Raw genomic sequence first — 24,575 nt, forward strand, 5'->3', positions numbered from 1 at the left:
CTATTCTCGAAGGTCGGTGACAGTGACCTCGTTGGTCCAGAAAAGTTCGTCATTGAAAATAACGGGGTGGCTCTCAATAGCGAAGTGGTTTTCGAGTTCCTCGTCAGTGACAGAGAAGGTATTTAGAAGACCCGAAGCTAGATATTGAGTCGACTGGTCTCCAAGTACTGGGTCGAACAGCGTTCCCATATTGAACGTCCGCATCGGAATAGTCGTGAAATCGACGAACCAACCGTCTTCCGCTTGCTCTAACTCTGAAAGATAGCAACAACCACTCTCAGACTGCACGAGGGTCAAACCTCCATCTCCGATTGTCATATACGAGTATCCACCGACGACTCGTTGCACTAGATCGACCGCCACCTGTAATGGAAACCCTCTGTTCAGGGCTTTCGCTAATGCACAGCCTACTCGCGTCCCTGTATTGTTCGTGATTTCCGACAGGGTCACGACGCCACCGAGGCTCCCAGATTCTACGAGCGCTTGCCCCTGAGCGTACGACCGACAGGCATTCAGGACGAATGCTTTCACTTGAACTTCATCCAACAACCGTGCGTCGAGATGCCCGTCAGGGCAACGAAGACCCTTCGAATCAACGTGGCCGATGAAATGGAAGAGGTCGGCCGAAGCCGTGAGGAGTTCCTGCAACTCCTCGGTGTCCAGTCTGTAGTGGACAGTAACATCGAATTCGAGGAGTTCACGGACGCCGTAGAACTCCTCGACAACACCTTCAGACTCCATCTGTTCGTCGTTACAGACGACGTGGATTGTAATCGAGGACTGCTCGGGTCCTCCTTGGTCGAGTTGGCGTTCGTAAGCCTCGGTCGTCGCCTTGTTCGCGCCGAGTGGGTAGCCTTCGCCGACCCACGTATGCCTGATAGACTCCGTCGATTCGGGCGTGAAAATCTCGTCCTCAGCGATATCCTGCAACTGGTGGGCAGACCTCGTTAACACCTCCGTTTTATTGACCGACTCACCGCCACGGGTAAACTCGGTAATCATATCCGGAGTCGGAGCTGGTTCCTGAGTATCGGGCGTTGGACTTCGAATGACCGCGAGTTGTGTGGCCGCAAAGGGAAGCATCGAAACGTGTTCTGGATTAGGGACGATATCCATCGTCACCGACCACTGCGGGAGATGCGGTTCTAGTATCGAGATTGGCACAGACAGATACGCTTCAAGCTGGGCCGCGAGCGACTGGTCGTAGAGCGCCTCGAAATCGAGGCTGACGAGCGGCTCGACCTGCGTACGTTCGTGAAGATCGACGTCGTACAGTCCCTCAGTCCGAGTCAAACAATCGAGGAAGAATACCTGTTGGAGTGTCCGACGGACGTTCTCCTCGTAGCCGAGCGGACCATCCAGTACATGTTCGAATCCGTTCTCAGTCACGAGTCGCGGTGTATTCGCTGGTCGTACGTCTGCACCAAGGTAATACGCGAGCGACGTCGCGGGGTAAACGTACTCGTATTCGGGCGGCAACTCGATACTGACGCCTGTCTCCGGCCGTTCGATGTCGGTCGGTGCATCGAACGAATTTCCTCGCTCGATTAGGGGCGGATGACCGCGTAACGTCGGGAACGACCGCTCGGGAGAGAGGTCCTTCAAGGCCGAGCCGAACAGCGACACCGCCTTCATCACGTCTCGTGGGTCGTCTGGTACCGTAATCGTCCCTGCAGGATGCTCGTGGAACGACCGCGTTCCGACGTAGACGGCCACAGGATGCGGTCCGAACCCTATTCGAACGGTTGCCTCGCGGTACTTGATGTCAAGTGCGCTCTCGACTCGAAGATAGAGTTTGACTGGCGCTGTCGTGAGTTCAAGGACGTACTCGTTCCGGGGGAGCGACTGGTCGGTCTGCCCACTGGTCTCTGTAATCAGGTCTCCGGTGGGAGAACGAACGTAGATGTTCGACAGCGAGGGAACGTCGATGCCAGTGGTATTGATGCGGACGGCAGTAGAGACGGGAGCAGGAAAGATGTCGACGTCAGCGGTCATCGGGTCAACAGCGGTCGGGGTATAGAGTGCAAACTGGGCCTGCTCAATCGGGTCAAAGATAGTGATGCCGGGTCGGTCCGTCGATGTTGTGATTCGTGGTTCCATTCTCTGGGTCTCGAGGAGGGGGAGATTTGGTTACAGGCGCGTCCAGCCAGTCGTTCCAACGTCAGGAATCCGCCATCGTTGTTCCGCAGGATTCCCGTTCCGCTTTCGGAGTTGAATTTCAGCATCGCAGTAAGCCATCAGGTTTTCGATGGTTTCGCGGTTTTCGTCTGGGTCTCGTTGATAGATGAAGTGCGACATCCCGTTATCGACCTTGACGCTGGCGCTGATGCTTGCTACAAGTCGTTCGACTTCGGCGAAGCTGTACTCGTCGAGGAGATAGCTCAACGAATCGATTCCGACGCGGAGTTCGGCTGGTTCGAGGTCGTCACGGGCGAACCAATCGATCGCGTTCTGTAGTTCTGTCTGGAGTGCCGTAAGTGAGTTCGGCTTCCGCTCGAGCGCAGGAAGATTCGGGCTTGCAGTGGCCGGAATACTTCGCTCTTGTTCTTGGAGGTCGGTGACCCAGTTTCGAGACTCTGTTTGTAGTCCAGTTTCTTGGAAGTGGGCTCCGGTCTGTGCCCGTGAGCCATCGGTAAGAGCGAGCACTCGTTTTCGGGGCGGTGAAGCCTCTGGGCCTCCGAAGAGATTGCTACTCGCGTAGGCGGTAGTTCGTTCACCGACGGTCCCTGTCACGAGGAGCGTACTCCCGGTCTGTTTGAGTTCCTTGAGTTTGGCCTGTATTTCGTGTATATCGTATTCGTCGTCGTCTGCCGACCCGCCACGAAAGCAGACCCTTTTGTGATTCCCTACCGACATCTATTACCTAGTGGGATTATATATGAAATCAAACTTAATACTATTGGATTTTTACGCGTGAGACTCAACGTCTGCTGTCCGACTCTTGCACCTGTGACGCACCTCCGAGGATGTACCAAGACGCTCGTATAAACCCGTCAAAAGGTCGTGGCTGCGCGCGCAGCGACTTTCTCGTGAGCGAAGCGAGCGAGAGTCGGTGAGACGAACGTGTGAGTCTCACCGAGTGAGCACGGAGCGGTGGGTGGGGAGGCGGGCGTCGGGTGGACGGTATCGACAAAAAAGAACGAAGTGAGGTCTACTACTCCCACCACCGACCGCGCTCAGGGAAATGGACACTGCTCCAGCCCGTGAGCGCGACCGAGCATCGTCCTTCGTACCAGTTTTTGGCCACACTCCGGAATTCGACCTCCTCGCCCTCTCGAACCATTGGTTGGTCACTCTTCGTCCACGTTGTGAACTTGACCCGTCCCGTCTCGTCTTCTAGGAGTCCGACTTGCGAAATCCGGTGGTGGCTCGGACTCCACAGTTGGCTCACCGTCCCCACGATGCTCACTTCCCGCCGATTCACCTCGCTAACGTCTGCGATTGGAATCACGTGCCCCCGTGCTCGCCGTAGTTCTTCGGACACGCCAACGACCGCGCTCACCAGTTCTGCACCTTCGACCACGCGCTCGGCCAGTCGCCGACTAATCGCCGCCCTCGACCACCCCGGTAGTCGCTCGGCGATCCGCCTCGTCTGCTCGTTCACCGCCGCCAGCTCCGCTCGCGTCAACTCCTCGCGTGGGTCCGGCCGGTCCGGGTCCACAAGCGGATTCACACTCGCCGCTCGCTTCTCGAACGTCCGCCGTCTCTCCGTGCTTCCTTTCGCTGCTACTTCTTGAGTCCGTTCTGCACGACCGTCTTGGCGACTGAGTTTCGCTTTGGCGCTGATGTACGCCAGTTCTTCCTCTCGTGCTCTGATGCACTCTTCCTGTTCGAGGGTCACGCCTCTCATTCGCTCGTCGCTCGTGTCCAGCAGTCCGTCCGGGTGGTTCGCATCCACCTTCGCTTGAATCTCCATCTGCACCGTCGCCCGCAGTTCCGGGGTCTCCTCGACGACCTCGAACTCGTCCTTGTCTTCGATTGTTCGCTCGTCCTGTTCGTACGCCTGTTCATCGACCGAAACGACCTTGCTACTCGCGTTCTTACTTGACATGGGTTCCTAGACCCGAAGGCGCTCACTCGGCGTCTTCTTCCGACACCACGACTCTCCAGCCGTGGCTTTCTCTCAGTCCGACTCCTCGCTCTTCGATGCTCTCGCTCGCGCCTTCAGTGCGGTCTGGGCGCGAGCGAGAGCGGATTCGAGGAGAAACAACCAGCACCGCGCACCGACCCGTCCGGAGCGAGCGTCCAGCACGCAAGCCTGTTTCGCGTCCGTCGAGCGACGCGAGACGCAACCGAAACAGCGCTTGGTGCTGGCGTCGAAGCCAGATGCCCGGACCGGCCCGTGCGAGGCGCAAAGCGCCTCAAGAAGCGAGCGGCGAAGCCGCGAGCACGGCCGCACGCCCGGAATGGTCAGTCGCGAGCGCTGCGGAGGGCGGAACGCGGTGCGCGGGGCGCGCTGTCAGCGAAAACGAATAGAGACGAAACGAATCTCCACAGTCCACGGCGTGGTGGAGTCCGAAGGCCTTCGCCTACTTACCGACTGCTTTCGGTTCCTACGAGAACGCTACTCAAGAAATGTTTATTTGAACGGCCTGACGTGATGGAGTATGCAGCGCAGACAGGTCCTCGCGACTCTCGGTAGTACGGCCGTTGCTGGCTGTGCGTCTCTTCCCTCCATTCAGTCCTCTCAAGCAGACTCGTCGCCGACCGAACCATTACCCGGCGAGAGCGACGAGTCCTGGGCACAGTTCGGGCGAACTGCCGCCCATCCCGGCCGGAATACGGACGTTACCATCGATACCCCAGAAATCCGCTGGCAGACCACCCTTCCTGCAGGCGTGACAGTCCCAGCAATCGTCGGCGAGACGGTGTTCGTCAGTGGCGGCATCTTCAACGACCGAAACGAGGACTACGCCGCAGGCGGCGTGTACGCCTTCGACCGCGAGACGGGCAACGAGAAGTGGAAAACGGCCCTTCCAGCGCTCGGCGGCGGGTTCGCGGGGTGTCCGCCGACGGTCTACGAGGGCTCGATTTACGTCGGTGACGCTGGGGAGCATTATTTCCACGCGCTCGATGCTCGGACTGGCGAGAAACGGTGGCATCTTGACCTCGGCGGATCAGTCAACGAGGCGATTCCTGTAACGAACGACCGCGTTTGCTTCGTCCAACAGGAGGCCGTCATCGCCGTCGATACAGCGGGCGAGGAGCGCTGGCGCTACACGAACGATGGTCACGTCTTCCTCGCTGAGCCAGCTATCGCTGACGGGAAGGTGTACGTCGGGTCCGTCTACGACCAGCAAAATCAGTCCGAGAGTGAAGATAATACGTTGTCGCTCCTCGCGGCACTCGATGTCGAAACAGGCGACGTTCGCTGGACGGACCAGCACGGAGAGAACTTCCACAGTCTCGTCGTGGACAGAGATACCCTGTTCGCGTCCGATACGCGCGCCGTCTACGCTGTCGAGGCTACGACGGGAACCAAGCGCTGGCGACACGTCATCGAGGACTTCGGCCTCGGAGAACTCGCCGTCGGCGACAAGAGAGTATTCGTCGCGGACGGCCAAGAGCTTCGAGCGCTTTCGCGCGAGGATGGGAGCGAGCAGTGGCAGTTCGCAGTCGAGGAGGGATACCTGCGAACGACGCCGGTCGTCATCGACGGTGCAGTGGTGGTAACGTCCGATCATCCACAGTCTCCCTCGACCGACGCGACGACCTACGCGCTCGATACCGAGACGGGAAAGCCTCGTTGGACGTACAAACAGCCGGGGAACATGGGGTATTCCGCGACTGCTGTCGGGGATGCACTGTATCTCCCGGTGTATCGGAGTAGTGGGAACACAGGGTCGACGATGACTGTCTTAGAGGCCGAACAGTAAATGCTGGATCGCTAAGTAGACTCTAATGCGATGAGGCGTAGAGATGAATCGACGAGAAAGAGATGTCCAGCACCGACTGCAGGTGCCGCGAACTCAACCGGCTTGAATTCTGTCTCCCAAAGTTCCGCCCGGAGAGCTTGACTTGGAGATCGTTTCTACGTCGGATTGCGATCGCACGGTGACTCGGCGCGATACTAGCGTTCTCAAGTATCGGCGGTAGGGACGACGTGACTGTCGTTCGAAGTCGAACGACCAGTTGGTCTCACCACTCTCCATGTCGAGTTCTCGAACTGTATTGCCGTCCTTCGCATACACTGCATCGTCGGATAGCGTTGACGCAGAAGCCCTGCCAATATCGTTACGCGTCCGGCAATCAACTCCATCGGGAGTGAATGCTTGAAGTTTCGTCTCCGCTACGGTACTCCTGCTGCTTGCGCTCAGTTTTCAACTCGCCTGAACGAGAACTTATTGGGATTCAGCGTGAGTAGGGGGTGTCACACCTACCCATATGCCTACTGACGATTCCCAGACATCCTCCGGACGACGATACATCCGAATCCAGCCGACCACGGACTCGCTCTCGGTCGACTCTGTGACGATGCAGTTCACGCGACTGCATCGCTTGCTCACGAACGACGACGACCGCTCGTGGTCCCGACGACTCGTCTCGAAGATCGACCCAGAACCGAGAACGCTCGAATGGCTGTTCGCCGCCTCACCGGCGGGCCGTCTCGAATATTACGTCGGTCTCCCCACGTCCGACGACGAAGCCGACCGAGAACTGGAGTCGCTCGAAGGACTGCTCCGAAGCTTCTTCCCCGATAGTTACGAACTCGACCAGTGTTCGTTCGACCTCGATGAGTTTCTCGGCCTTCGGTCACTCGATGAGCGTACGACCGATGAACTTGAGCGACGTTTGGATGCATCGACAGACGACTCTTCTACAGACGAGAACCAACCTCCGGAAACCCACATCGGGGCTGTCGAGTACCGTGGAATGGGCGACCGGCGTGCGGACTGGCAGACGCGCCTCACCCCATATGCGCAGTTCCGAACTGACGACGCCGACGTGCAGCCACCGCTCACGAGTGTCGCCGAGACGCTTGCAACCACCGAGACGCTTGCAACCACCGAGACGCCTGTCGTCTTTCAGGTCCTCCTGCAACCAAAGCCCGATTGGACGACCGAGGCCGACCTGCGTCGTCGGCGTCTACAGCGCGGCGAGGAAGAGTCGTTCATGGGCCGTCTCGTCACGGGGCTGTTCGTTTCCAACGAGACAACCGCCGACGAACCTCGTGACCTCCCGCCCGAGGTCCAGCGACGACTCGACGAACTCAACGAGAAAGAGACGCGCCATTCGTTCAGCGTGAACGCTCGTGCGATCGCGGTCACCGACCCCGGCCAGCATCCGCCACGAGTCACGAAGGACCTTCGGACGGCGCTCGAATCAGTCGGCCACTCGTGCTACCAACTCGACGCCGAAACCCACGAGGTAGCCTGCTACGGCCTCCAGTTGGATAGACTGTCCGCAGAGGACGTTTCTGCACTCGACCTTCTCGATGCTGTCCGCGAACGGACGTTCCGAAATACGCCGACAGGACTGCAAACACGGCTTCCCGGATGGGGCCGAAGTAGTCCTGAACTCGTTGCAGATCCGCGCGAAGTCCCAAGTTTCTGCGTTCTCGGGGGAGCCAGCCTTACGTCGAATGCGAAGCGAGCGCTCGACCTGACGCCGGGCGAGCAGACCTCGCTTTCGCGGCCAGCGACCGACCGCTTGACACCCTACTACGAGTTGGGATTGACGCTTGGATATGCGCTCACCCAAGACGGCAGGAAGGCGACGGACCCGATTGCACTTCCGCCGGACCTTCAAGCCATGCATGCTGTCTGGTTCGGAAAGACTGGTTCGGGGAAGACGACCTCGCTCATCACGGGAATGCTGGATAATTACGAGGCGAATCGAGGTCCCTCGATTCTCATCGAACCGAAAGGCGACGGGATGCCGGTCGAGTACCTTCGGGCGCACTACACGACGTACGGCACGCTCGACAACGTCTACTACTTCGAGTGCGCTGACGTGCTACCTGCGCTCTCGTTTTTCGACATTCGGCCACAGCTCGCCGTGGGTATCGACCGTGCGACTGCCGTCCAAGACGTGGTCGACCACTACGTCGAGGTCCTCATCGGCATCATGGGTCGGGAGCGTTTCGAGCGTGCGGTTCGCTCTCCCGATATCATTCGTTATCTCGTCAAGGCCCTCTTCGACCCGGTTCATGGCTCAGACGCATTCACTCATCGCGACCTCCAACAAGCCGCAACCCAGATGGCGGAAACTCGGGATGCTCCACCGGTCACCGACGACGACCTCGCGGCCCTCCTCGGCGGGATCGTCACGAACAGCAAGCGCTCGTTCGACGAACTCCTGCAGGGTGTTCACAACCGCATCGAGAAGATCCCCGTGGACGACCGACTCGCGACGCTGTTCAATCACGTGCCCACCGAGGACTCCGATGCAGACTCGCGCTTCGATTTCTTCGACGTTCTCGACGAGAATGCGGTCGTCATCGTGGATACGAGCCAACTCCGCAAAAAGAGTCGCCGGGCGTTCACGCTCGTCTTGCTCTCGAACCTCTGGACGGCGCTCCGTCGCCGCCAAGCCTATCGGACGACCGATTACACCCAACACACTGCAGACCGTGAGGCGGGCCACACGACCACGAGAACGGAAACTGATGGTGGACCCAACTCAGATGAACTCCCGCTGGTCAACCTTTACATCGAGGAGGCCGCCGATGTCGCGGCTTCGGGATTAATGACGGACCTCCTCGCGCAGTCTCGTGGCTTCGGGTTGTCGGTGACACTCGCGATGCAGTTTCCCGCGCAGGTCCGCTCGGCGGATACGGAAGCGTACGCAGAACTCCTGAACAACGTCTCGACTATCGTCACCGGGAACGTCGCGGTCGACCCCGACTTGGAGAAGCGACTGGCGACCGACGAGATGCCACCGAGCGAGGTCGGGAATCGACTACGGGCGCTTCGTCGCGGCCAATGGTTCGTGAGCCTACCCGCGAAGTTCGGTGACCCCGAGCCGAGACCATTTCTGGTGTCGTCTGCGCCACTTCCGGCTGGCCATCCCGAAGGTGACGACCCGCTTTCGGAAACGCAGGCGCTCGCGTTCGACGCACTCCTCGACGTTGTGCGCGACCGAACACGACTTGACCACGGCTTGGAGGTGCGAGACCGGAAACGCCCTACTGCGGACACGACTGCGAAAGCAGATTCGATTTCACAGTCGAGCAACGACCAGTTGCCTGCCGACGAGTCCTCCTCATCGACGGCTCCGACGACTGTGACGCGAGTAGACTCGGCCCTCCCGTTCACGAAGCGCCTCCCGACGTGTATCAAGTACGACGCTGAGACCCACGCTATCGTCTGTACGGGCTGTTCGAATCGACACGCCGCGACACGGACGGGGGTCCGCCGTGGAATCGAATGCTGTTCGAGTCTCGACCGTGTTGACCGAGACGAAATTCCGATTGCGGATGTTCCCGTGACGCTCTCTGAAAGCGAGCGTGAGGCCAGCGAGTACACCGACCGCCAACTCTGCTTCCTCCAAGCTGTCTACTCTGCGCATCAAGGCGAGTACGACCCCGACTTGGAGTACGATACCTGCTGGGACAGCATGCTTCGCTTGCAGGAATACGTCGGTATCGAGTCTGATGCCGTTCAGGAGTTGGTCGATGCTGGCCTACTAGCCGTCGACTGCGACCATCCCCACCGTCTGTACACAGTCACCGCCGAGGGACGTTCGGAGATTCAGGCCGCTCACCGCGAGGGCGTCGCCTATGGTCACGGGGTTGGCGACCTCGGAGAATCGACGCTCCATCGCGTGATGGTCGAGTTCGGCCGTCGGTACGTCGAAGACGCGTACGCCGACGACGCAGAATCGGCGGTGGTTGAGGTCGTCCCCTACTACGAACTTGATGATGGGCATCGTTTGGACGTGGTCGGACTCAACGAGGAGGGCGAGGTCTGTGTCGTCGTTGAGGCCGAGCGCTCGAATCACGATATTCTACGGGCCGTGCCGGACGACTACGATAAGATGGCCGATTTCGACCCCGAGGATGCAATCTGGATCACGAAGAACCGCGAAGGCGCACACGACGTGCTGGACGCGCTGAACGACCCGCCAACTGGCGGCGTCCGAGTGGAGAAGACGTACAGTCGGTCGTCGCCACCTCAAGCGTTCCGTCTCGACGCGCCCGGCTGTACCCAGATTCACACCCTTCGATACGTCCGCGAGACGCTCCTCGGGCTTGAGCCTCCAGAATAGGGCGAGGCGTAGCTCTTGTGAAACAGTCACTTACTTTGGTAGCGTTGTTGATGACCATAGACGGAATGGATGGGTCAGACTCGTCGCGTCGAGGAATACTAATAGGAGTAGGAGCGGCACTCACTGGTGGATTCCTTCTTCCCCATACCGAGAGCAAAGCAAGTTCCAAGAAGTTCGAAGAACAAACAGCAACGACAACGACAAGCCAGTCAAGAGTTCCACCTGGGACAACACCGTCAGAGATTGTCCCAGTAGGTAAGCGAGCGACTGTCGTCAGCGAGGATGGGAGTGAGCAGATTACTTACTGGATTGAGAATGGCGCTCGATTCGAATACTTTCGAGTGGGAGACGAACGGGTGACTCCTGACCCTGGCGAGGAGTTCCTGCAAGTTCTAGTGAGCGCGCATAACGAAAGCCAGCAAGGGGCGATAATTGACTCAGACCATTTCGAGGTCGTGACATCAAGTGGGCAGGCGTATGAGCCGGATGAGGATCTGATGCTTGACTTCGATGACACTTTTTATATTGAGGATATCGACCCGCAGATAACGAAGACACGCAGTGTCTTCTTTGAGATTGCTCCGGATAAAAGACCGGTGTGGCTAAAAATCGGCCCAGGATTTGCTGATGACGGTGAGTCGGTCTATTTTTCGCTTCCAGACGAAACCGGGATCACTACGACAACTGCTTAATTTCCCAATTCAGTTTTAATTAAAAAGTCGCTGGCTGAGACGGCCTAAAAATCCCCTTTTGGGGCCAGTCTGTCGTTGCCCACGTGCAACTGCTTCCAACCGATGACGTGCGCGGTTCCGTTCATCTTGAAGCCTATCGCGCTCTCGCTCTACATCACGGAGCTGACGCTCAAGACTAGTAATCGTCTCGATACGGGCTCGTTCGCGCTCAGTTAGGCTATCCGGTTCGATGGTCACGTCGGGCGTCTGGGCCTTTTCGGTCGGGTCCGCTTCCACCTCGATCGATTCCGGTTCGGACTCGGACTGAGCATCTGTCGAGTCCCCGCTTTCTTTAGCACGACCTGTCTTCGGTGAGAAGTGTTCGTTCGTCACGTTCCTCGCACGAGCGAGGGTCACCTCGCCGTAGGTGCGGCCGTTGGCGTAGTGGACCGCGTCGAACTTCTCGCGCATCAACCCTGACTGTCTGAACAGCCGGTCCATCTGAGTCGTATTCCCGCCCGTCCAGAACGCGAGGAGACACGCGAGCGCCATATCCGCTTCAGAATGACTGTCGTAGCCGTGGGTGTCGCCCCGCCAGAGTCGCTCGAACTTCGCGCCGTTCGCCGCCGACCGTGCGCGTTCGAGAAGGTCCTCGTCCGAGAGATCAGAACCCAACCCTGAGTCAGACTCCTCGTTGCTCTCGGTTTCGCCGTCCTCGTAGAATTTCGCTATTTCCACAGCCGCCGGTTCGGAGTCAGATTCATCATCGTGCTCGTCTGCGAGGTGGCTTGCGTACACTCCACGAAGCTCCTCGCTCCGTGCTTCGATGCCGCCGCGGGTACCGTGGACGCGCTCGCCGGTCATGGTGAAGAAACGAGCCGTCTCGTAGATTTCGACGCTCCCGCGCCGGTTCCGGCCGGGCGGCAGTTCGCCCTCCACGAGAACGTGATAGCCAGTTCCGGACGGACTGACCTCGGTGTACGAATCGAGGTCGTCGATGATTTCCTCGGCCCACTCGGTTGGAGTTTCTTTCTCGGAGTCACGCGCGTCGTCGAGGTCGACACCGACGAAGGGATCCCCGTCCGTGAACACGAAGCCCAGCCCATCGACAGACTCGCCGTCCGCGTACAATCGGGCCTCCTCGAAACTCGTCCATGTCGCTGAATCAGTTGCCGAGGCATATTGCCCGTTCTGTGGGTCGACCGGGACTTTGGTTGGTTTCGACCCACGGGCCTGCTCACGCCAGCAAATCCACTGGTCGTACTCGTGAAGTGATTCTGGAAGGTCAGCTGTTGTTGGAAGTGTCGTCATATCGGTTCGCGTGCCAGTTCCCTCGAACGCAGAGAGATACCCTCGGATACGCTGGCGGTTCACTTGATGCTACCTCGTCCTGTAATCCGGCGAAGTACTGTTTTCGGGGGTGTAGCAAGTGCCGGTTGTTCGGTGTCCGACCACTGTTCGCTACACCGTCGAATTTACGGGATACGAGACCTGTTCGGGAGTACCAGAGGGTCCCGCGGCTGTTTTGGAATCGTACACCCTGCTAATCCCCCGGTAGAGGTGTTCTTGTGACAGGGTGTAGGACTTCGGTACGAGGAGTGAGCGCGCACTAACGCGAGGGGGGCTTTCGCGGAGTTCTATTTCGGGCATAGAGCGGCTGGAGAGTCCAACTAGAGATTAATAGCTTGTCTGTCGAGGCGGCCTTAGAAATGAGTAAAATCGCATGGCGTAACCGAGGTGTATGGATAATAACTCTGGGGAAAACCAAGCAAAGTCGATACAAGCTCTTCGAGGAAATACACCCTAATCCGTCGAATACAGCTGTTTGAAAGAATACACGGTGAGTGTACGTCGCTCAGGTGACCGCCGAATTTTGCTCATCAATAGATACCGGAAGGTCTGAATTCGGCCCTATCACTCGGGGTGTACCGGCGAATCCAGAATATCGACGGCGAGTCGGAGTGAGACGTCGATTGACCATAGCATAGAGCAATCAGTGGAAACGCCCTGAAAGACCACAGCGACCGGTGTAGACTCTGTTTCGAGACCTCGGGCCGTTGCCCTGAAACGAGACCTGCCCGTCATCCACGAACAGCAATCTACACCCACTCACGTCCGTACAATTACCGGAATACGGGCTATCTGTAGTGGGTAGCACCCAAGACGACAGTCACGTGTTTGCCCGCGAGACCGATGGCGACGCTACGTCGCGGCGGCGAGAAAAACTTATGTTCTAGCGATAGGTTTCCTTCGTCAGACGTGGCCCTCTCACGACGACGCGTGCTGAAGACCGTCGGCGTCTCCGCCGTCGGATTGACTGCGCTCTCGGGTTGTTCGAGGCTCCTGCACGGCGAGACGAAACTCGAACAGTTGGCACTGGTGAACATCACCGACGCGGAACACGACGTTCGAGCAGTCGTCCGCCGAGACGGTGAGGAAGTCTATCGAAACGCGTTCTCGCTTCCGCCGGCCGACGCGAACGGAGACGACCCGTATCCTGCACCGATAATCGACGAGGAGTGGATGCGAGACCCCGGACGGTTCACCGTCGAGTGTACGCTGAAATCGAAGGAGAACGTCGAGACGAGACGGTTCCCATCGAAACGTCGGAACGGGGATTGCTTTCGGGTCGAAATCGTGGTCTGGGAGGGGCCGTATCTGACCGTCCCGTCCACGGGAGAAGGCTCCTGCCGGGAATCGACCGGACGCACGCAGTCGTGACGATAAGCGGGGGCGTGACGAAAGACGAGGGCGTGACGTTCGACGGGGCGTGACGTTCGACCGGGACACCTACGCCGCCACTTGCCCCGTCGCCAGCAGGTACGCGACCGCGAACTGGACCGCGTTGTACGTGCCGTGGACGAACGCCGGGACGAGCAGGTTGTCGGTGTACTCGTAGAGCGCGCCCAGCACGAGCGCGAGACCGAAGACGATGACGACGTAGGTCAGTTTGCCCGGCCCGGACAACGAGAAGACGTGGACGACGGCGAAGAGACTGCTCGCCAGCACTATCGCGCGTGTCGTGCCGAACCACTCGGCGAACGTCCCTTGAATGACGCCCCGGTACAGCAGTTCCTCGCCGGGACCGATGAGCAGATACGAGAGCGGGACCAGCAGGAGGAAAATCTCGGGGGACTCTTTCCCGATCTCCGCGACCTGGTTCGTGGCGGTCTGGACGCCCAACAACGACGAGGCAACTCGCGCCGTCGCCAAGAGCGCGAACAAACCGACGACGCCGCCCACGGCGACCAGCGCGTCCCGGACGGTCGGGAGTCGGACTCGCAGGAACTCGACGCTCCGGTCGCCGTATCGCAGGTAGAGGAGCGCGATACCGCCGAACGTCACGCCTTGGAGGAAGACGACGCCGACCGCGACCCGCATCGTCGGGTTCGTCACCGCCGGAATCCCGACCGACTGGAAAGCGAGCGCGGCGATGAAGACGACGATTTGCCCGATGCCGAACGCACCGACCGCGAGCGCCGACCCGCGCAGGAAGACTCGGAGTCGCTGTGATTGCTGTGTCATGGTGTTGCGTTCTGGAGGGTAATTCGCGCCGACAGTATCTTCGACTCGTGAGGCTGAATATTTAAAAACGGCGAGACGACCCCGGACGCCCCGCCTCGCGGGTCGCTCCTCTTTGGACCGACATCGCGGGTCAGCGGCCGCAATCTAGCGCTGCGAGTGCCGGCGGTGTCGGCGACGAACGGCAGGATGTCCGGTCCGTCGTCCGACGCGGCTGAGTTCGCGGCGAGCCGAAACCGGTTGGGCGGTCGAGGACGGCTATCTCCGACGTTCGGTCCTTCCCGGTCGATACTGCTTCGGAGTTCCGCCGATAGCGAACAACGAGATACACCCTCTACGTGGCATACTAATCACGACACGATAAAATAAATATAAAATATTAATTATCGGAAGGAGCGACGTTACGCCGGAGGTGAACAAGAGGTGATTCTTCCCCCGTGTACGCCGATTACGTGGTGTCCCATCTGAGGACGGTCCGACCTGCGAACGAGTCGATAACCAACACGTCGTTCTCTTTATCCGCGGACAGCACTCCGTGTTCTCACACTCGTCCAGCTTCCAGATCAGACACACGGTATTCCCGTCCATCGTTCTTGCCTAAGCGAACGATCTTGGGCTTGAAAGTGGTGAAACCGTACACGTTCGCGGATGGCAGCACCTCCGGAAGGAAGACCCATCGTGGGCCGGAACCGCCTTCCAAGAGACCAACGTTATCGGTGGGTTCACCGATTTCGATGTCGTGAGCATCCGATAGACATAACATTTTAGAGGGTGAGAGTTAACATAACGTTTTTCTACTGCTCCAAATCATATCAGCTATGTACCCTCCACTTACTCGACGTCGATTTCTCGCCCTGAGTACGACTGGAGTCGTTTCCCTCGCGGGATGTCAGTCGGTCCCCTTCGGCGACTCAAAGACACCGGTTCGAATCACCGTGACGAACGCGACGCAGGAGAGCCGAGAGATTTGGGTACAGCTTACCCGAGAGACTGACTCTGACCCGATTGCGGAGTCGGTTCAGTTGGCTGGACGGACGACGACAGTACTCGAACGAACGGTCCCGACCAACGCGTATCGGCTGACGGGGAGCGTGGATGACCCGAGCCCGTCGCTGAAGCAAAAGGTCGAGTGGGAGATTACGGAACAGCCCTGTTCGGCGACGGGCGTAATTACCCTCACTTCGTGTGAGGGCACTCCAGAACTTCTCGTCGATACGGCGTCCTGTGACGATGCGTAGTTCGTTGACCGAGAGACGGTACGTCGTTCGTTTTAGCCAGAAGAACAGCGGTCAATGCCCTCATACTTGCTTCCGCTTCGCGTGCTCGACGGTCGCGGCCTCGTCGTTGCGCAAATCGGCGAGGAACGCGAACAACTCTTGGAAGTCGTCCATCCCTTCCTGCGCCATGTACTGGACGTAGCGGTGCTTGCGGTGGAACTCGGCCTCGACTTCCTCGACGGGGCGGTCGGTCCGCTCGGCGAGTCTGTCGAGGAACCGGAACCGGTGTGCGTCCCCTGCCGCATCTCCGTTCGCCCCCGCGTGGTCCGTCTCGCCCGCGAGGTGGAACTCGCCCTCCGTGTCGCGCCACGCGACGGTGTTCCAGTAGACCGTCGTCTCGTCCTTCTCGATGGCACCGCAGCGCGCCCGTTCGGCGTCGAGGTCGGCGAACTCCGACTCGGTGAGCAGTTCCACGACTTCGCCGACGTAGCGCTCGCCGTCCACGTTCCGCGGGAACACCACGAGGTCCAGCTCGCGGAGGAGGTAGGGCGGTAGGCCCTGTTCGATGACGCGGTTCACCAGTTTCTCCACGTCCTCGGCGTGGGTGGTCCCGATGATGCCGTGGCCCGTGTTCAAACTCTCCGCGAACGTCTGGAAACTCGCGGGCGTGTTGATTTCGGCGATGACCTCCACGTCGGGGTTCAGGTAGTTGCATTCGGTCATCAGGTCGGCCATCGTCACGCGCTTGTAGTCGCTCTCGTGGTCCCGCGTCGTCAGCGAGACGCCGGTCTCGTGCGGAAGTCTGACCTCCCGCGACCCCTCGTCGATGGAAATCGGTCGGTCACGGTACGGGATAAACGGCATATGCGAGTTCATGAGCGTCGTCTTACCCGTGCCGGTCGGCCCGGAGAACAGCACGACGCCGTGATGCTCGTAGGCCTGCCACAGCAGGGTCACGATTTCGGTCGAGAGGCTCTGGGAGTCCAGCAGGTCCACGGGCGTCATCGCCTCGGGGGCCTGCTTCCGGATGGAGATGTGCGGCCCGTTCTCGCTGATGACCCCGAGCGCGACCGCTGCCCGAATCGTGACCTCCTCGGGCACGCCCTCCGGTTGGAGGTTCACCTTCGCGCTCGGGTTCGAGGCGTTGAGTTCCGTGCCGTCGCTGGCGGCCATCTGCGTGACGACGTTGGCGAACGTCTCCTCGTCCTCGAAGGCGAGGTTGGTCGGGGCGCGCTCGCCGTGGCCGATTTCCCGGCCCCGCGGCACGACCTTGATGCGCTCGCCGACGCGGTTGGCCTCGATGTCCTCCAGCAGGTCGTCCCGAATCGGTACCGTCAGTTTCCCGTGGCCGACGAAATCGCGCATCACGTAGTACACCAAGTCCGAGAGCCTGTCGGTCGAGAATCGGCGGTCCACGGGCGGCACCGCCAAGTCGTACTCCGCCAAGGCGGTCCGGACCCGATACCTCGCAGCGTCGAGCCACGCCCGCGTATTCCGCGCCGTCAATCGCCGCGAGAGGAAGGTCCGGGCGCGCTCGCGGACGAATCCCGCGCGGTCCTCGACCACGCCGTCCACGTTGGTCTCCCAGATGCGGTCCTTGCACTCCTGAATCAACTCCTCGTCGCCCGGCAGGAGGTCGGGTTCCAGCACGGCGTACTTCGTCGTGAACGAGTCGTTGGCCAGCAGATGCTCGCGGTAGACGACGACCGGCACCTGAAACTCGCGGAAATCGACGGTGTGGGTCTCGACGCGCTCGCTGGCGAACCGCTCCAGAAACCTGGCGTCGGCCGGGCAGTCGGTGTCGGCGGGCGCGTAGTCGTCGGTGTGGACGACCAGGTACTCGCCCGCGGTGTCGCCGACCTCGATGCCCTCGTCTAACGCCAACGGCGTCAACTCGTCCAGACACCGCAGGTCACGGAGCGCGTGGTACTCGACGCGCCGTCGGGCCTCGGGCGGCAGGTCGGTCAGCCGGTCCACGATACGCCGGTACTTCGGGTCGAAGCCGGCGGCCATCCGTTCCTGGGCGGCCTCGCGGGTCAGCGGCCGCGCGAGGTTCGCGTCGGCGAAGTGGTCGAAGATGGCGTCGAGCGCGTCTCCGCCCGCGGGCGAGAGGGTGGGCTCTCGGACGCGGTAGTCGAACCCGGCTTCGGTCTCCGCGATGGTGGCGACGACGCCGGGGTGGAGTTCGTACTGCGAGCGGACCTCGGGCGCGTACCACGCGTCGGCGTCGTCGGGCGGTTTCGGCGGCGGGACGCGACCGAGCGACGAGTCGCCGGTCGGCGGGTCGCCGGTCCCGGCGGCGTCGGCGGCGCGGCCCTGCGAGTCGGTCATACGACTGATTCGGCGCGCGATGTAATTTAAAACTTAGTAATCGAAGCTCGGAATTTGGGGCCGGACGACGAGCGGGACCATCCGTCGAACCGGACGGCCGTCGTCACGAATGCTCTCGTTTCGGGACTCGCACGAGCGAAACGCTTGAATAAGGGCGGGATAAGGAAGGGGTATGCCAGACGAAGCGGCCGCGATAGAACGCTGTACCTACTGCCGAGGGTACGTGCCGGTGACCCACATCGACATCCCCGACCGAACGACGGACGCACCGCTCCGGGCACGAGTCGCCGTCTGCGAAAACTGCCTCGGAGGCGGTCGGTAGCGACGCCCCCGAGGCCCCGCGAGAGCGCGGTTCCCCGCTACGCCGGAACGTTCGTCGCCTGCGACGCGCCGCGTCCGTTACAGGGCCACGTCCGTCCGCTACTGGACCGCTTCCAGTTCTTCCGTCAGGTACTGGCTCTCCCACTCGCGGCGAGCGTCGAGCTCTCGCTCGCCGCGGTTGTTCAGCGTGTAGAAGTTGGTCCGGCGGTCGCGCTGGCCCTTCTCCACGAACCCCTTGTCCACGAGCGTATCGAGGTTCGGGTAGAGTCGGCCGTGGTGAATCTCCTTCTCGTAGTACGATTCGAGTTCGTCTTTGATGGCGAGGCCGTGCGGTTCGTCTAACCCCGCGATGACGTACAGTAGGTCACGCTGGAAGCCGGTCAAATCGTGCATAAATCTCTCCCCTCTCCTTCAAAGATATTCCGTAATCTAATAAGTGTTCGGGCAATTATGAAATAATACTCCCCGTTTCGGTCTGAAACAAGTGTCAGACAAACATCTGTGAATCGTCATTTATGCCTTTGAGCTGTCCATTCGCGGCGCACACTCGCGCTCGCCGTCAGTTCGCCCGACCCGATAGCGTCCTCTCAAAAATACTATACGGTGTCGTGTCGATGAGCCAACTATGCCAGCAATCGAGACCGAAGGGCTGACCAAGCGCTTCGGGAGCGTGGTCGCGGTCGAGGACTTGAACCTCACCGTCGAGCAGGGCGAGGTGTTCGGCTACCTCGGCCCGAACGGCGCGGGCAAGTCCACGACCATCAACGTCCTGCTCGACTACATCAGACCGACGGAGGGTACCGCGACCGTGCTGGGCTACGACGCCCAAGACGAGACCCAACGGATTCACGAGCGAATCGGCATCCTGCCCGAGGGGTTCGACCTCTACGACCGCCTCTCGGGGCGCAAGCACGTCGAATTCGCGGTGGACTCGAAGGGGACCGACGACGACCCGGACGCGATTCTCGACCGCGTAGGACTCGAACCCGAGGCCGCCGACCGGAAGGCCGGGGGCTACTCGACCGGGATGGCCCAGCGGCTCGCGCTTGGGATGGCGCTGGTCGGCGACCCCGACCTCCTGATTCTGGACGAACCCTCGTCGGGACTCGACCCCAACGGCGCGCGCCAGATGCGCGAGTTGGTCCGCGAGGAGGCGTCTCGGGGCACGACCGTCTTCTTCTCGTCGCACATCCTCGGACAGGTCGAGGCGGTCTGCGACCGCGTGGGCATCATGAGCGGCGGTCGCCTCGTCGCCGAGGACACCATCGAGGGCCTGCGCGAGTCGGTCGGGTCGGGTTCGACGCTCGAACTCACGGTGGACCGCGTGCCCGACGACCTCGACCTCGGCGGCATCGAGGCGGTCGACGACGTGACGGCCGGCGGAACCTCGATTCGGGTCACGGTCTCGGACCCCAGCGCGAAGTCCGCCATCATCAACCGCGTCGAGGAGCAGGGCGCGACCGTCACCGACATCTCGACGACGCAGGCCTCGCTGGAGGACCTGTTCGCGGCCTACACCACCGAGGGGGTCACGGCGTGAGCTGGCTCGTCGTCGCCCGGAAGGACTTCGAGGACGCGGTGCGCTCGCGGCTGCTGTGGGTCATCACCGCCATCTTCCTGCTGTTCACCGCGGGTGCAGTGTACGTCCGGAAGGCGGTCCTCGGTGATACGCCCGGTCTCCCGAGCGCCACGCAGTTCCTGACCGCGCCGTCGTCGCTGATCATCCCGCTGGCCGCGCTCGTCGTGGCCTACCTCGCCATCGCGGGCGAACGGGAGTCGGGGAGCATCAAGATTCTGCTCGGCCTGCCCCACACTCGCGCCGACGTGGTGTTCGGCAAGTTGGTCGGCCGGACCGCGGTCGTGACCGCGGGCATCGTCGTCGCGTTCGCGGGCGCGGCCGTCACCATGCTCGCACTGTTCGGCGAGTTGCCGGTCGTCGACTTGGCGCTGTTGACGCTGTTGACCGTCGCCTTCGGACTCACGTACGTCGGCATCGCAATCGGTGCCTCGTCGTTCGCGGCGACGCGGTCGCGGGCGATGGCGCTCGCCGTCGGCGCGTTCTTCCTGTTTCAGGTCCTCTGGGACCTCGTTCCCCTCGGTGCCTACTATCTGGTCGAAGGGGGCCTTCCGAATCCGACGACCGGGCTTCCGGCGTGGTACTACTTCACCCAAATCGTCAACCCGAACACCGCTTACACCCGAGCGTCCGACATCGTCTTCTCCGGGTTCGGGCCGTACGTCGCGCCGGAGACGCTGGCGGGCTCCGGAACCCCGTTCTACGTCCAGAACTGGTTCGGACTCGTGGTGCTGGCGCTCTGGCTGGTCGTCCCCGTGGCGCTGGGCTACTGGCGATTCGAGCGAGCCGACATCGGGTAGCGGTCGGCTTCGGTCCGTTCGCTGGCAGCCCGTTCTCGCCGCTCGGCCTTCCGCAAACACCAGTTATTACCGCCTGTAGCGGCATCACGAACCCATGACTCACCGCGACAGCGACGAAGCTCTCGGAGGGTGGCGACCGTGAGCGAGGAGAGGGACGCGGCGCGAAACGCGAACGACGGCGCTCGGACCGCGACCGACCGCGTCCGCGTCGGCGCGGACGTTGGCGGCACCTTCACCGACGTCGCGTTGCTGACCGCCGAGGACGATCTCGTCACCGCGAAGGTCCCCTCGACCGACGACCAGAGCGAGGGCGTCCTCGACGGCATCCGGAAGGCCTGCGAGCGCGCCGGTCTCGACCCCGACGACATCGACGCCTTCTCGCACGCGATGACGGTCTCGACCAACGCGCTCCTCGAGTCCGACGGCGCGCGCACCGCGCTCGTCACGACCGAGGGGTTCCGCGACGTGCTGGAAATCGGTCGCCAAGACCGGCCCGCGCTCTACGATTTGGACGCCGAGAAGCCCGACCCGCTGGTCCCCCGGCGCAGGCGCTTCGAGGTCAGCGAGCGTACGACGCCAGAGGGAATCGAGCGCGAACCCGACGCGGATTCGGTCCGCGAGGTCGCGGACCGAATCCGCGACTCGGACGCCGAGAGCGTCGCGGTCTCCCTTCTCCACGCCTACGCCGACCCCGAGAACGAACGGACCGTGGCTCGAATCCTCCGCGAGGAGTTGGACGCGCCGGTCTCGGCGTCCCACGAGGTCCTCGCGGCGTTCCGGGAGTACGAGCGCACCGCGACGACCGCCGTGGACGCCTACGTGACGCCGAAGATAGACGCCTACCTCGGCCGACTGGTCGAGCGCGCCGAGTCGGTCGGACTCCCGGCCCCGCTCGTGATGCAGTCGAACGGCGGCATCGCCGACGCCGCCACCGTCCGCGAACACGCGGTGACGACCTGCCTGTCGGGTCCCGCGGCGGGCGTGGTTGGCGCGGACGCGACCGCGAGGCGAGCGGCCGCGGGAGACGACGGCGCGGACGCGACCGCCGAAGCCGCCACCGACGCCGCGGGTCTCGTCACCTTCGACATGGGCGGGACCTCCAGCGACGTGAGCCTCGTCAGAGACGGCGAGGTGGAGCGCACGACCGAGGCGGAAATCGCCGACCGACCGGTCGGCGTCCCGATGGTGGACGTGACGACCGTGGGGTCGGGCGGCGGGAGCGTCGCGTGGGTGGACGCGGGCGGCGCGCTCCGCGTGGGGCCGCGGTCGGCGGGCGCGAACCCCGGCCCGGCCTGCTACGGCAAGGGCGGGACCGAGCCGACCGTCACCGACGCGAACGCCGTGCTGGGCTATCTGGGCGACGACACCGCGCTCGGGGGCGAACTCTCCTTAGACCTCGACGCGGCGCGCGAGGCGCTGGCCGACCTCGCCGATGAGGCCGACTTAGCGGGACCCGTCGAGGCGGCCCGCGGCGTCTACCGCGTGGCGAACGCCAACATGACGCGGGCGGTCCGGGCGGTCACGGTCGAGCGCGGCCACGACCCCCGCAACTTTGCGCTGGCGGCGTTCGGCGGCGCGGGACCGATGCACGCCGCGGCGCTCGCCGACCGCCTCGACGTGGGCCGGGTCGTCGTCCCGCGGGCCTGCGGCGTCCTCTCGGCGTTCGGCCTGCTGGCGGCCGACGAGACCCGCGACGCGGTTCGGACCTACCGGACGACGCTCGCGGCGGCGGACGCCGATTCAATCGAGGACGTGCTGGCGGACCTCGCCGACGAGGCCCGCGCGGGCCTGCGCGACCCCGACGCCGCCGCGATTTCGCGGCAGGCCGACCTCCGGTACGCGGGCCAGAGCTTCGAACAGTCGGTCGCGGTCGGCGAGTCGTTCGACCCGGCGACGGTGGCCGAGCGGTTCCACGAGGTCCACGAGACCGCCGCGGGCTACCGGATGGACGAGACCGTCGAACTCGTCGGTCTGCGCGTGCGGGCGACCGTCGAACGTGAGACGCCCGCGGTGGCCTACGAGAGCGCGGGCGAGGCCCGAGTCGGCGAGCGCGAGGCCGACTTCGGCGGCGAGGTCCGCGAGACGCCCGTCTTCCGCCGGGAGGCGCTCGCGGCCGGGCGGGAACTCGCGGGGCCGGCCGTCTGCGAGCAGGACGACAGCACCGTGGTCGTGCCGCCGGAGTGGCACGCGACGGTCGAAGACGACGGAACGCTGGTGCTGACGGAGGGCGAGCGATGACAGAGAGCAACATCGACTCCGTGGAACTCGAAATCCTCCGGAACCAACTGGAGAGCGTCGCCGAGGAGATGGGCCGAGTCCTGATTCGGGGGGCGTACTCGCCGAACATCAAGGAGCGACAGGACTGCTCGACCGCGCTGTTCGACGACGAGGGCCGGATGGTCGCGCAGGCCGAACACATTCCGGTCCACCTCGGCGCGATGCCCGAGGCGGTCGAGGCGGTGCTGGAACTGGACCCCGAACCCGGCGACACGTTCGTCGTCAACGACCCCTTCGCGGGCGGGACCCACCTGCCCGACGTGACGCTCGTCTCGCCGCTCGCGCCCGAATCCGCGGCCGCGGATTCGGGCCGCGAAATCGTCGGCTACGCGGTCTCGCGCGCCCACCACGCCGACGTGGGCGGGATGTCGCCGGGGAGCATGCCCGCGGGCGCGCGAGAAATCTATCAGGAAGGCCTGCGCCTGCCGCCGGTCCGCCTCGTCGCGGGCGGCGAGGTGAACGAGGACGTGCTCGACCTGCTGCTGGCGAACGTCCGGACGCCCGACGAGCGCCGCGCGGACCTCCGCGCCCAACTGGCGGCCAACGACCGCGCCGAGGAGCGCGTCGGCGAACTGCTGGCCGACCACGGCGACCGCCTGCTCGCGGCGTTCGACGCCGTGATAGACTACTCCCGCGAGCGCGTCGAGGCGGAACTCCGGGACCTGCCGGACGGCGAGTACCGCGCACGGGACTTCCTCGAAGGCGACGGCGTGACCGACGACGACGTGCCGATAGCGGTGACGGTCGAAATCGACGGCGCGTCGCTCGCGGTCGATTTCTCGGGGACCGCCGACCAAGTGCCGGGCAACCTCAACGCGCCGCTCGCGGTCGCCAAGAGCGCGGTCTACTTCGCGGTCCGGTCGGTCACCGACCCGGAGATCCCGCCGAACCACGGGTGCTACGCCCCGGTCTCGGTCAGCGCGCCCGAGGGGAGTCTCCTGAACCCCGACCCGCCCGCCGCGGTGGTCGGGGGCAACGTCGAGACCAGCCAGCGCGTGACCGACGTGGTGTTCCGCGCGCTCGCCGAGGCGGTGCCCGAGCGCGTGCCGGCGGAGGGACAGGGCACGATGAACAACCTGATAATCGGGAGTCGGGCCGGCGACTTCACGTACTACGAGACCATCGGCGGCGGGTCGGGCGCGCGCCCGACGAAGGACGGCATGGACGGCGTGCAGGTCGGGATGACCAACACGCTGAACACGCCGGTCGAGGCGCTGGAAGCCGAGTACCCGCTCCGGGTCGAACGATACGCGCTCCGGCCCGACAGCGGCGGCGAGGGCCGCCACCGCGGCGGACTGGGGCTGGAGCGAGCCGTCACTGTCGAGACCGACGCCACCGTCTCGTTGCTCACCGAGCGCCGCCGTCACGCGCCGCAGGGCCTCGACGGCGGCGGGCCGGGCGCGCTCGGCGAGAACCGCATCGGCGGCGAGCGCGTCGGCGCGAAGACGACCCGCGAGGTCGCGGCCGGAACGACCGTCACGGTGCTGACGCCCGGCGGTGGCGGCTACGGCGACCCGACCGAGCGCGAATCGGAAGCCAGCGAGCGCGACCGCCGGGACGGGAAGGTCGGCGACGACGAGTAGTTGAGAAGACACGGGTTTCGGACGTAGAACGCGTCTTTCTCCGACTCCGACGACAGTGGCCCCGACAG

Annotated in this window: 16 protein-coding genes; 9 read left to right on the forward strand and 7 right to left on the reverse strand. The window is 62.6% G+C overall.

The genetic code is table 11. From position 1 onward, the window contains the following. The 3 genes from M0R88_RS10605 to M0R88_RS10615 all read right to left on the reverse strand — a co-directional run bounded on the left by M0R88_RS10605 (position 1) and on the right by M0R88_RS10615 (position 4,051). Positions 1-2,100: a hypothetical protein gene (locus M0R88_RS10605; protein WP_248653482.1), complete on the reverse strand. Its 2,100-nt coding sequence runs from the start codon at positions 2,098-2,100 to the stop codon at positions 1-3. Between the two features lie 30 nt (positions 2,101-2,130). Then, the gene (locus M0R88_RS10610) at positions 2,131-2,856 is read right to left on the reverse strand and encodes a DUF7504 family protein (protein WP_248653483.1); all 726 of its coding nucleotides are present in this window, start codon (positions 2,854-2,856) and stop codon (positions 2,131-2,133) included. A gap of 298 nt (positions 2,857-3,154) precedes the next feature. Beyond that, complete coding sequence (locus M0R88_RS10615; protein WP_248653484.1) at positions 3,155-4,051, reverse strand: DNA-binding protein; 897 nt, start codon at positions 4,049-4,051, stop codon at positions 3,155-3,157. Positions 4,052-4,607: 556 nt separating this feature from the next. Between M0R88_RS10615 and M0R88_RS10620 the strand changes: the two genes are divergently transcribed. The 3 genes from M0R88_RS10620 (at position 4,608) to M0R88_RS10630 (ending at position 10,901) form a co-directional block, all read left to right on the forward strand. Further along, a complete protein-coding gene (locus M0R88_RS10620; protein WP_248653485.1) occupies positions 4,608-5,876 on the forward strand; it encodes an outer membrane protein assembly factor BamB in 1,269 nt (422 codons plus the stop codon). A 997-nt stretch (positions 5,877-6,873) separates the two neighbouring features. Continuing rightward, positions 6,874-10,209, forward strand: coding sequence for an ATP-binding protein (locus M0R88_RS10625; RefSeq protein WP_248653486.1), 3,336 nt, complete (start codon positions 6,874-6,876; stop codon positions 10,207-10,209). Between the two features lie 17 nt (positions 10,210-10,226). Next, on the forward strand, positions 10,227-10,901 hold the full coding sequence (locus tag M0R88_RS10630) for a DUF4352 domain-containing protein (RefSeq protein ID WP_248653487.1): 675 nt from the start codon (positions 10,227-10,229) through the stop codon (positions 10,899-10,901). 15 nt (positions 10,902-10,916) lie between these two features. On the opposite strand, the gene M0R88_RS10635 is transcribed toward M0R88_RS10630, so the two are convergent. Further along, positions 10,917-12,254 carry a phage NrS-1 polymerase family protein gene (locus tag M0R88_RS10635; RefSeq protein WP_248653488.1) on the reverse strand — a complete coding sequence of 446 codons (1,338 nt, stop codon included), beginning with the start codon at positions 12,252-12,254 and terminating at the stop codon, positions 10,917-10,919. Between the two features lie 885 nt (positions 12,255-13,139). On the opposite strand from M0R88_RS10635, the gene M0R88_RS10640 reads away from it, so the two are divergent. After that, a complete protein-coding gene (locus tag M0R88_RS10640; protein ID WP_248653489.1) occupies positions 13,140-13,601 on the forward strand; it encodes a hypothetical protein in 462 nt (153 codons plus the stop codon). Positions 13,602-13,670: 69 nt separating this feature from the next. Here the strand turns inward: M0R88_RS10640 and M0R88_RS10645 are convergent, their stop codons facing one another. Beyond that, entirely contained in the window at positions 13,671-14,405 is a 735-nt protein-coding gene (locus M0R88_RS10645) for a CPBP family intramembrane glutamic endopeptidase (RefSeq protein WP_248653490.1), read from the reverse strand. 1,295 nt (positions 14,406-15,700) lie between these two features. Next, entirely contained in the window at positions 15,701-17,950 is a 2,250-nt protein-coding gene (locus M0R88_RS10650; RefSeq protein ID WP_248653491.1) for a type II/IV secretion system ATPase subunit, read from the reverse strand. 172 nt (positions 17,951-18,122) lie between these two features. Between M0R88_RS10650 and M0R88_RS10655 the strand changes: the two genes are divergently transcribed. After that, positions 18,123-18,272: a hypothetical protein gene (locus M0R88_RS10655; RefSeq protein ID WP_248653492.1), complete on the forward strand. Its 150-nt coding sequence runs from the start codon at positions 18,123-18,125 to the stop codon at positions 18,270-18,272. 98 nt (positions 18,273-18,370) lie between these two features. Here M0R88_RS10655 and M0R88_RS10660 read toward each other — a convergent pair whose 3' ends face one another. Beyond that, positions 18,371-18,664, reverse strand: a complete 294-nt coding sequence (locus M0R88_RS10660) for a PadR family transcriptional regulator (RefSeq protein WP_248653493.1) — start codon at positions 18,662-18,664, stop codon at positions 18,371-18,373. A gap of 232 nt (positions 18,665-18,896) precedes the next feature. Here M0R88_RS10660 and M0R88_RS10665 point away from each other — a divergent pair, with 232 nt between their 5' ends. From M0R88_RS10665 to M0R88_RS10680, 4 genes are all read left to right on the forward strand, one after another. After that, entirely contained in the window at positions 18,897-19,811 is a 915-nt protein-coding gene (locus tag M0R88_RS10665) for an ABC transporter ATP-binding protein (RefSeq protein ID WP_248653494.1), read from the forward strand. Next, positions 19,808-20,647, forward strand: coding sequence for an ABC transporter permease (locus tag M0R88_RS10670; protein ID WP_248653495.1), 840 nt, complete (start codon positions 19,808-19,810; stop codon positions 20,645-20,647). Before M0R88_RS10665 ends, M0R88_RS10670 begins: the two co-directional genes overlap by 4 nt. Positions 20,648-20,893: 246 nt before the next feature. Beyond that, on the forward strand, positions 20,894-22,885 hold the full coding sequence (locus M0R88_RS10675) for a hydantoinase/oxoprolinase family protein (RefSeq protein ID WP_248656696.1): 1,992 nt from the start codon (positions 20,894-20,896) through the stop codon (positions 22,883-22,885). After that, entirely contained in the window at positions 22,882-24,507 is a 1,626-nt protein-coding gene (locus M0R88_RS10680) for a hydantoinase B/oxoprolinase family protein (protein WP_248653496.1), read from the forward strand. Before M0R88_RS10675 ends, M0R88_RS10680 begins: the two co-directional genes overlap by 4 nt. Positions 24,508-24,575: the final 68 nt, after the last annotated feature.

The organism is Halorussus gelatinilyticus, from assembly GCF_023238445.1.
GTDB lineage: Archaea > Halobacteriota > Halobacteria > Halobacteriales > Haladaptataceae > Halorussus > Halorussus gelatinilyticus.

Bases quoted from the DNA above. Each gene is read 5' to 3' on its own strand.
- M0R88_RS10605 (WP_248653482.1), bottom strand. From the start codon at position 2,100: ATGGAACCACGAATCACAACATCGACGGACCGACCCGGCATCACTATC.
- M0R88_RS10610 (WP_248653483.1), bottom strand. From the start codon at position 2,856: ATGTCGGTAGGGAATCACAAAAGGGTCTGCTTTCGTGGCGGGTCGGCA.
- M0R88_RS10615 (WP_248653484.1), bottom strand. From the start codon at position 4,051: ATGTCAAGTAAGAACGCGAGTAGCAAGGTCGTTTCGGTCGATGAACAG.
- M0R88_RS10620 (WP_248653485.1), top strand. From the start codon at position 4,608: ATGCAGCGCAGACAGGTCCTCGCGACTCTCGGTAGTACGGCCGTTGCT.
- M0R88_RS10625 (WP_248653486.1), top strand. From the start codon at position 6,874: ATGGGCGACCGGCGTGCGGACTGGCAGACGCGCCTCACCCCATATGCG.
- M0R88_RS10645 (WP_248653490.1), bottom strand. From the start codon at position 14,405: ATGACACAGCAATCACAGCGACTCCGAGTCTTCCTGCGCGGGTCGGCG.
- M0R88_RS10650 (WP_248653491.1), bottom strand. From the start codon at position 17,950: ATGACCGACTCGCAGGGCCGCGCCGCCGACGCCGCCGGGACCGGCGAC.
- M0R88_RS10655 (WP_248653492.1), top strand. From the start codon at position 18,123: ATGCCAGACGAAGCGGCCGCGATAGAACGCTGTACCTACTGCCGAGGG.
- M0R88_RS10660 (WP_248653493.1), bottom strand. From the start codon at position 18,664: ATGCACGATTTGACCGGCTTCCAGCGTGACCTACTGTACGTCATCGCG.
- M0R88_RS10665 (WP_248653494.1), top strand. From the start codon at position 18,897: ATGCCAGCAATCGAGACCGAAGGGCTGACCAAGCGCTTCGGGAGCGTG.
- M0R88_RS10680 (WP_248653496.1), top strand. From the start codon at position 22,882: ATGACAGAGAGCAACATCGACTCCGTGGAACTCGAAATCCTCCGGAAC.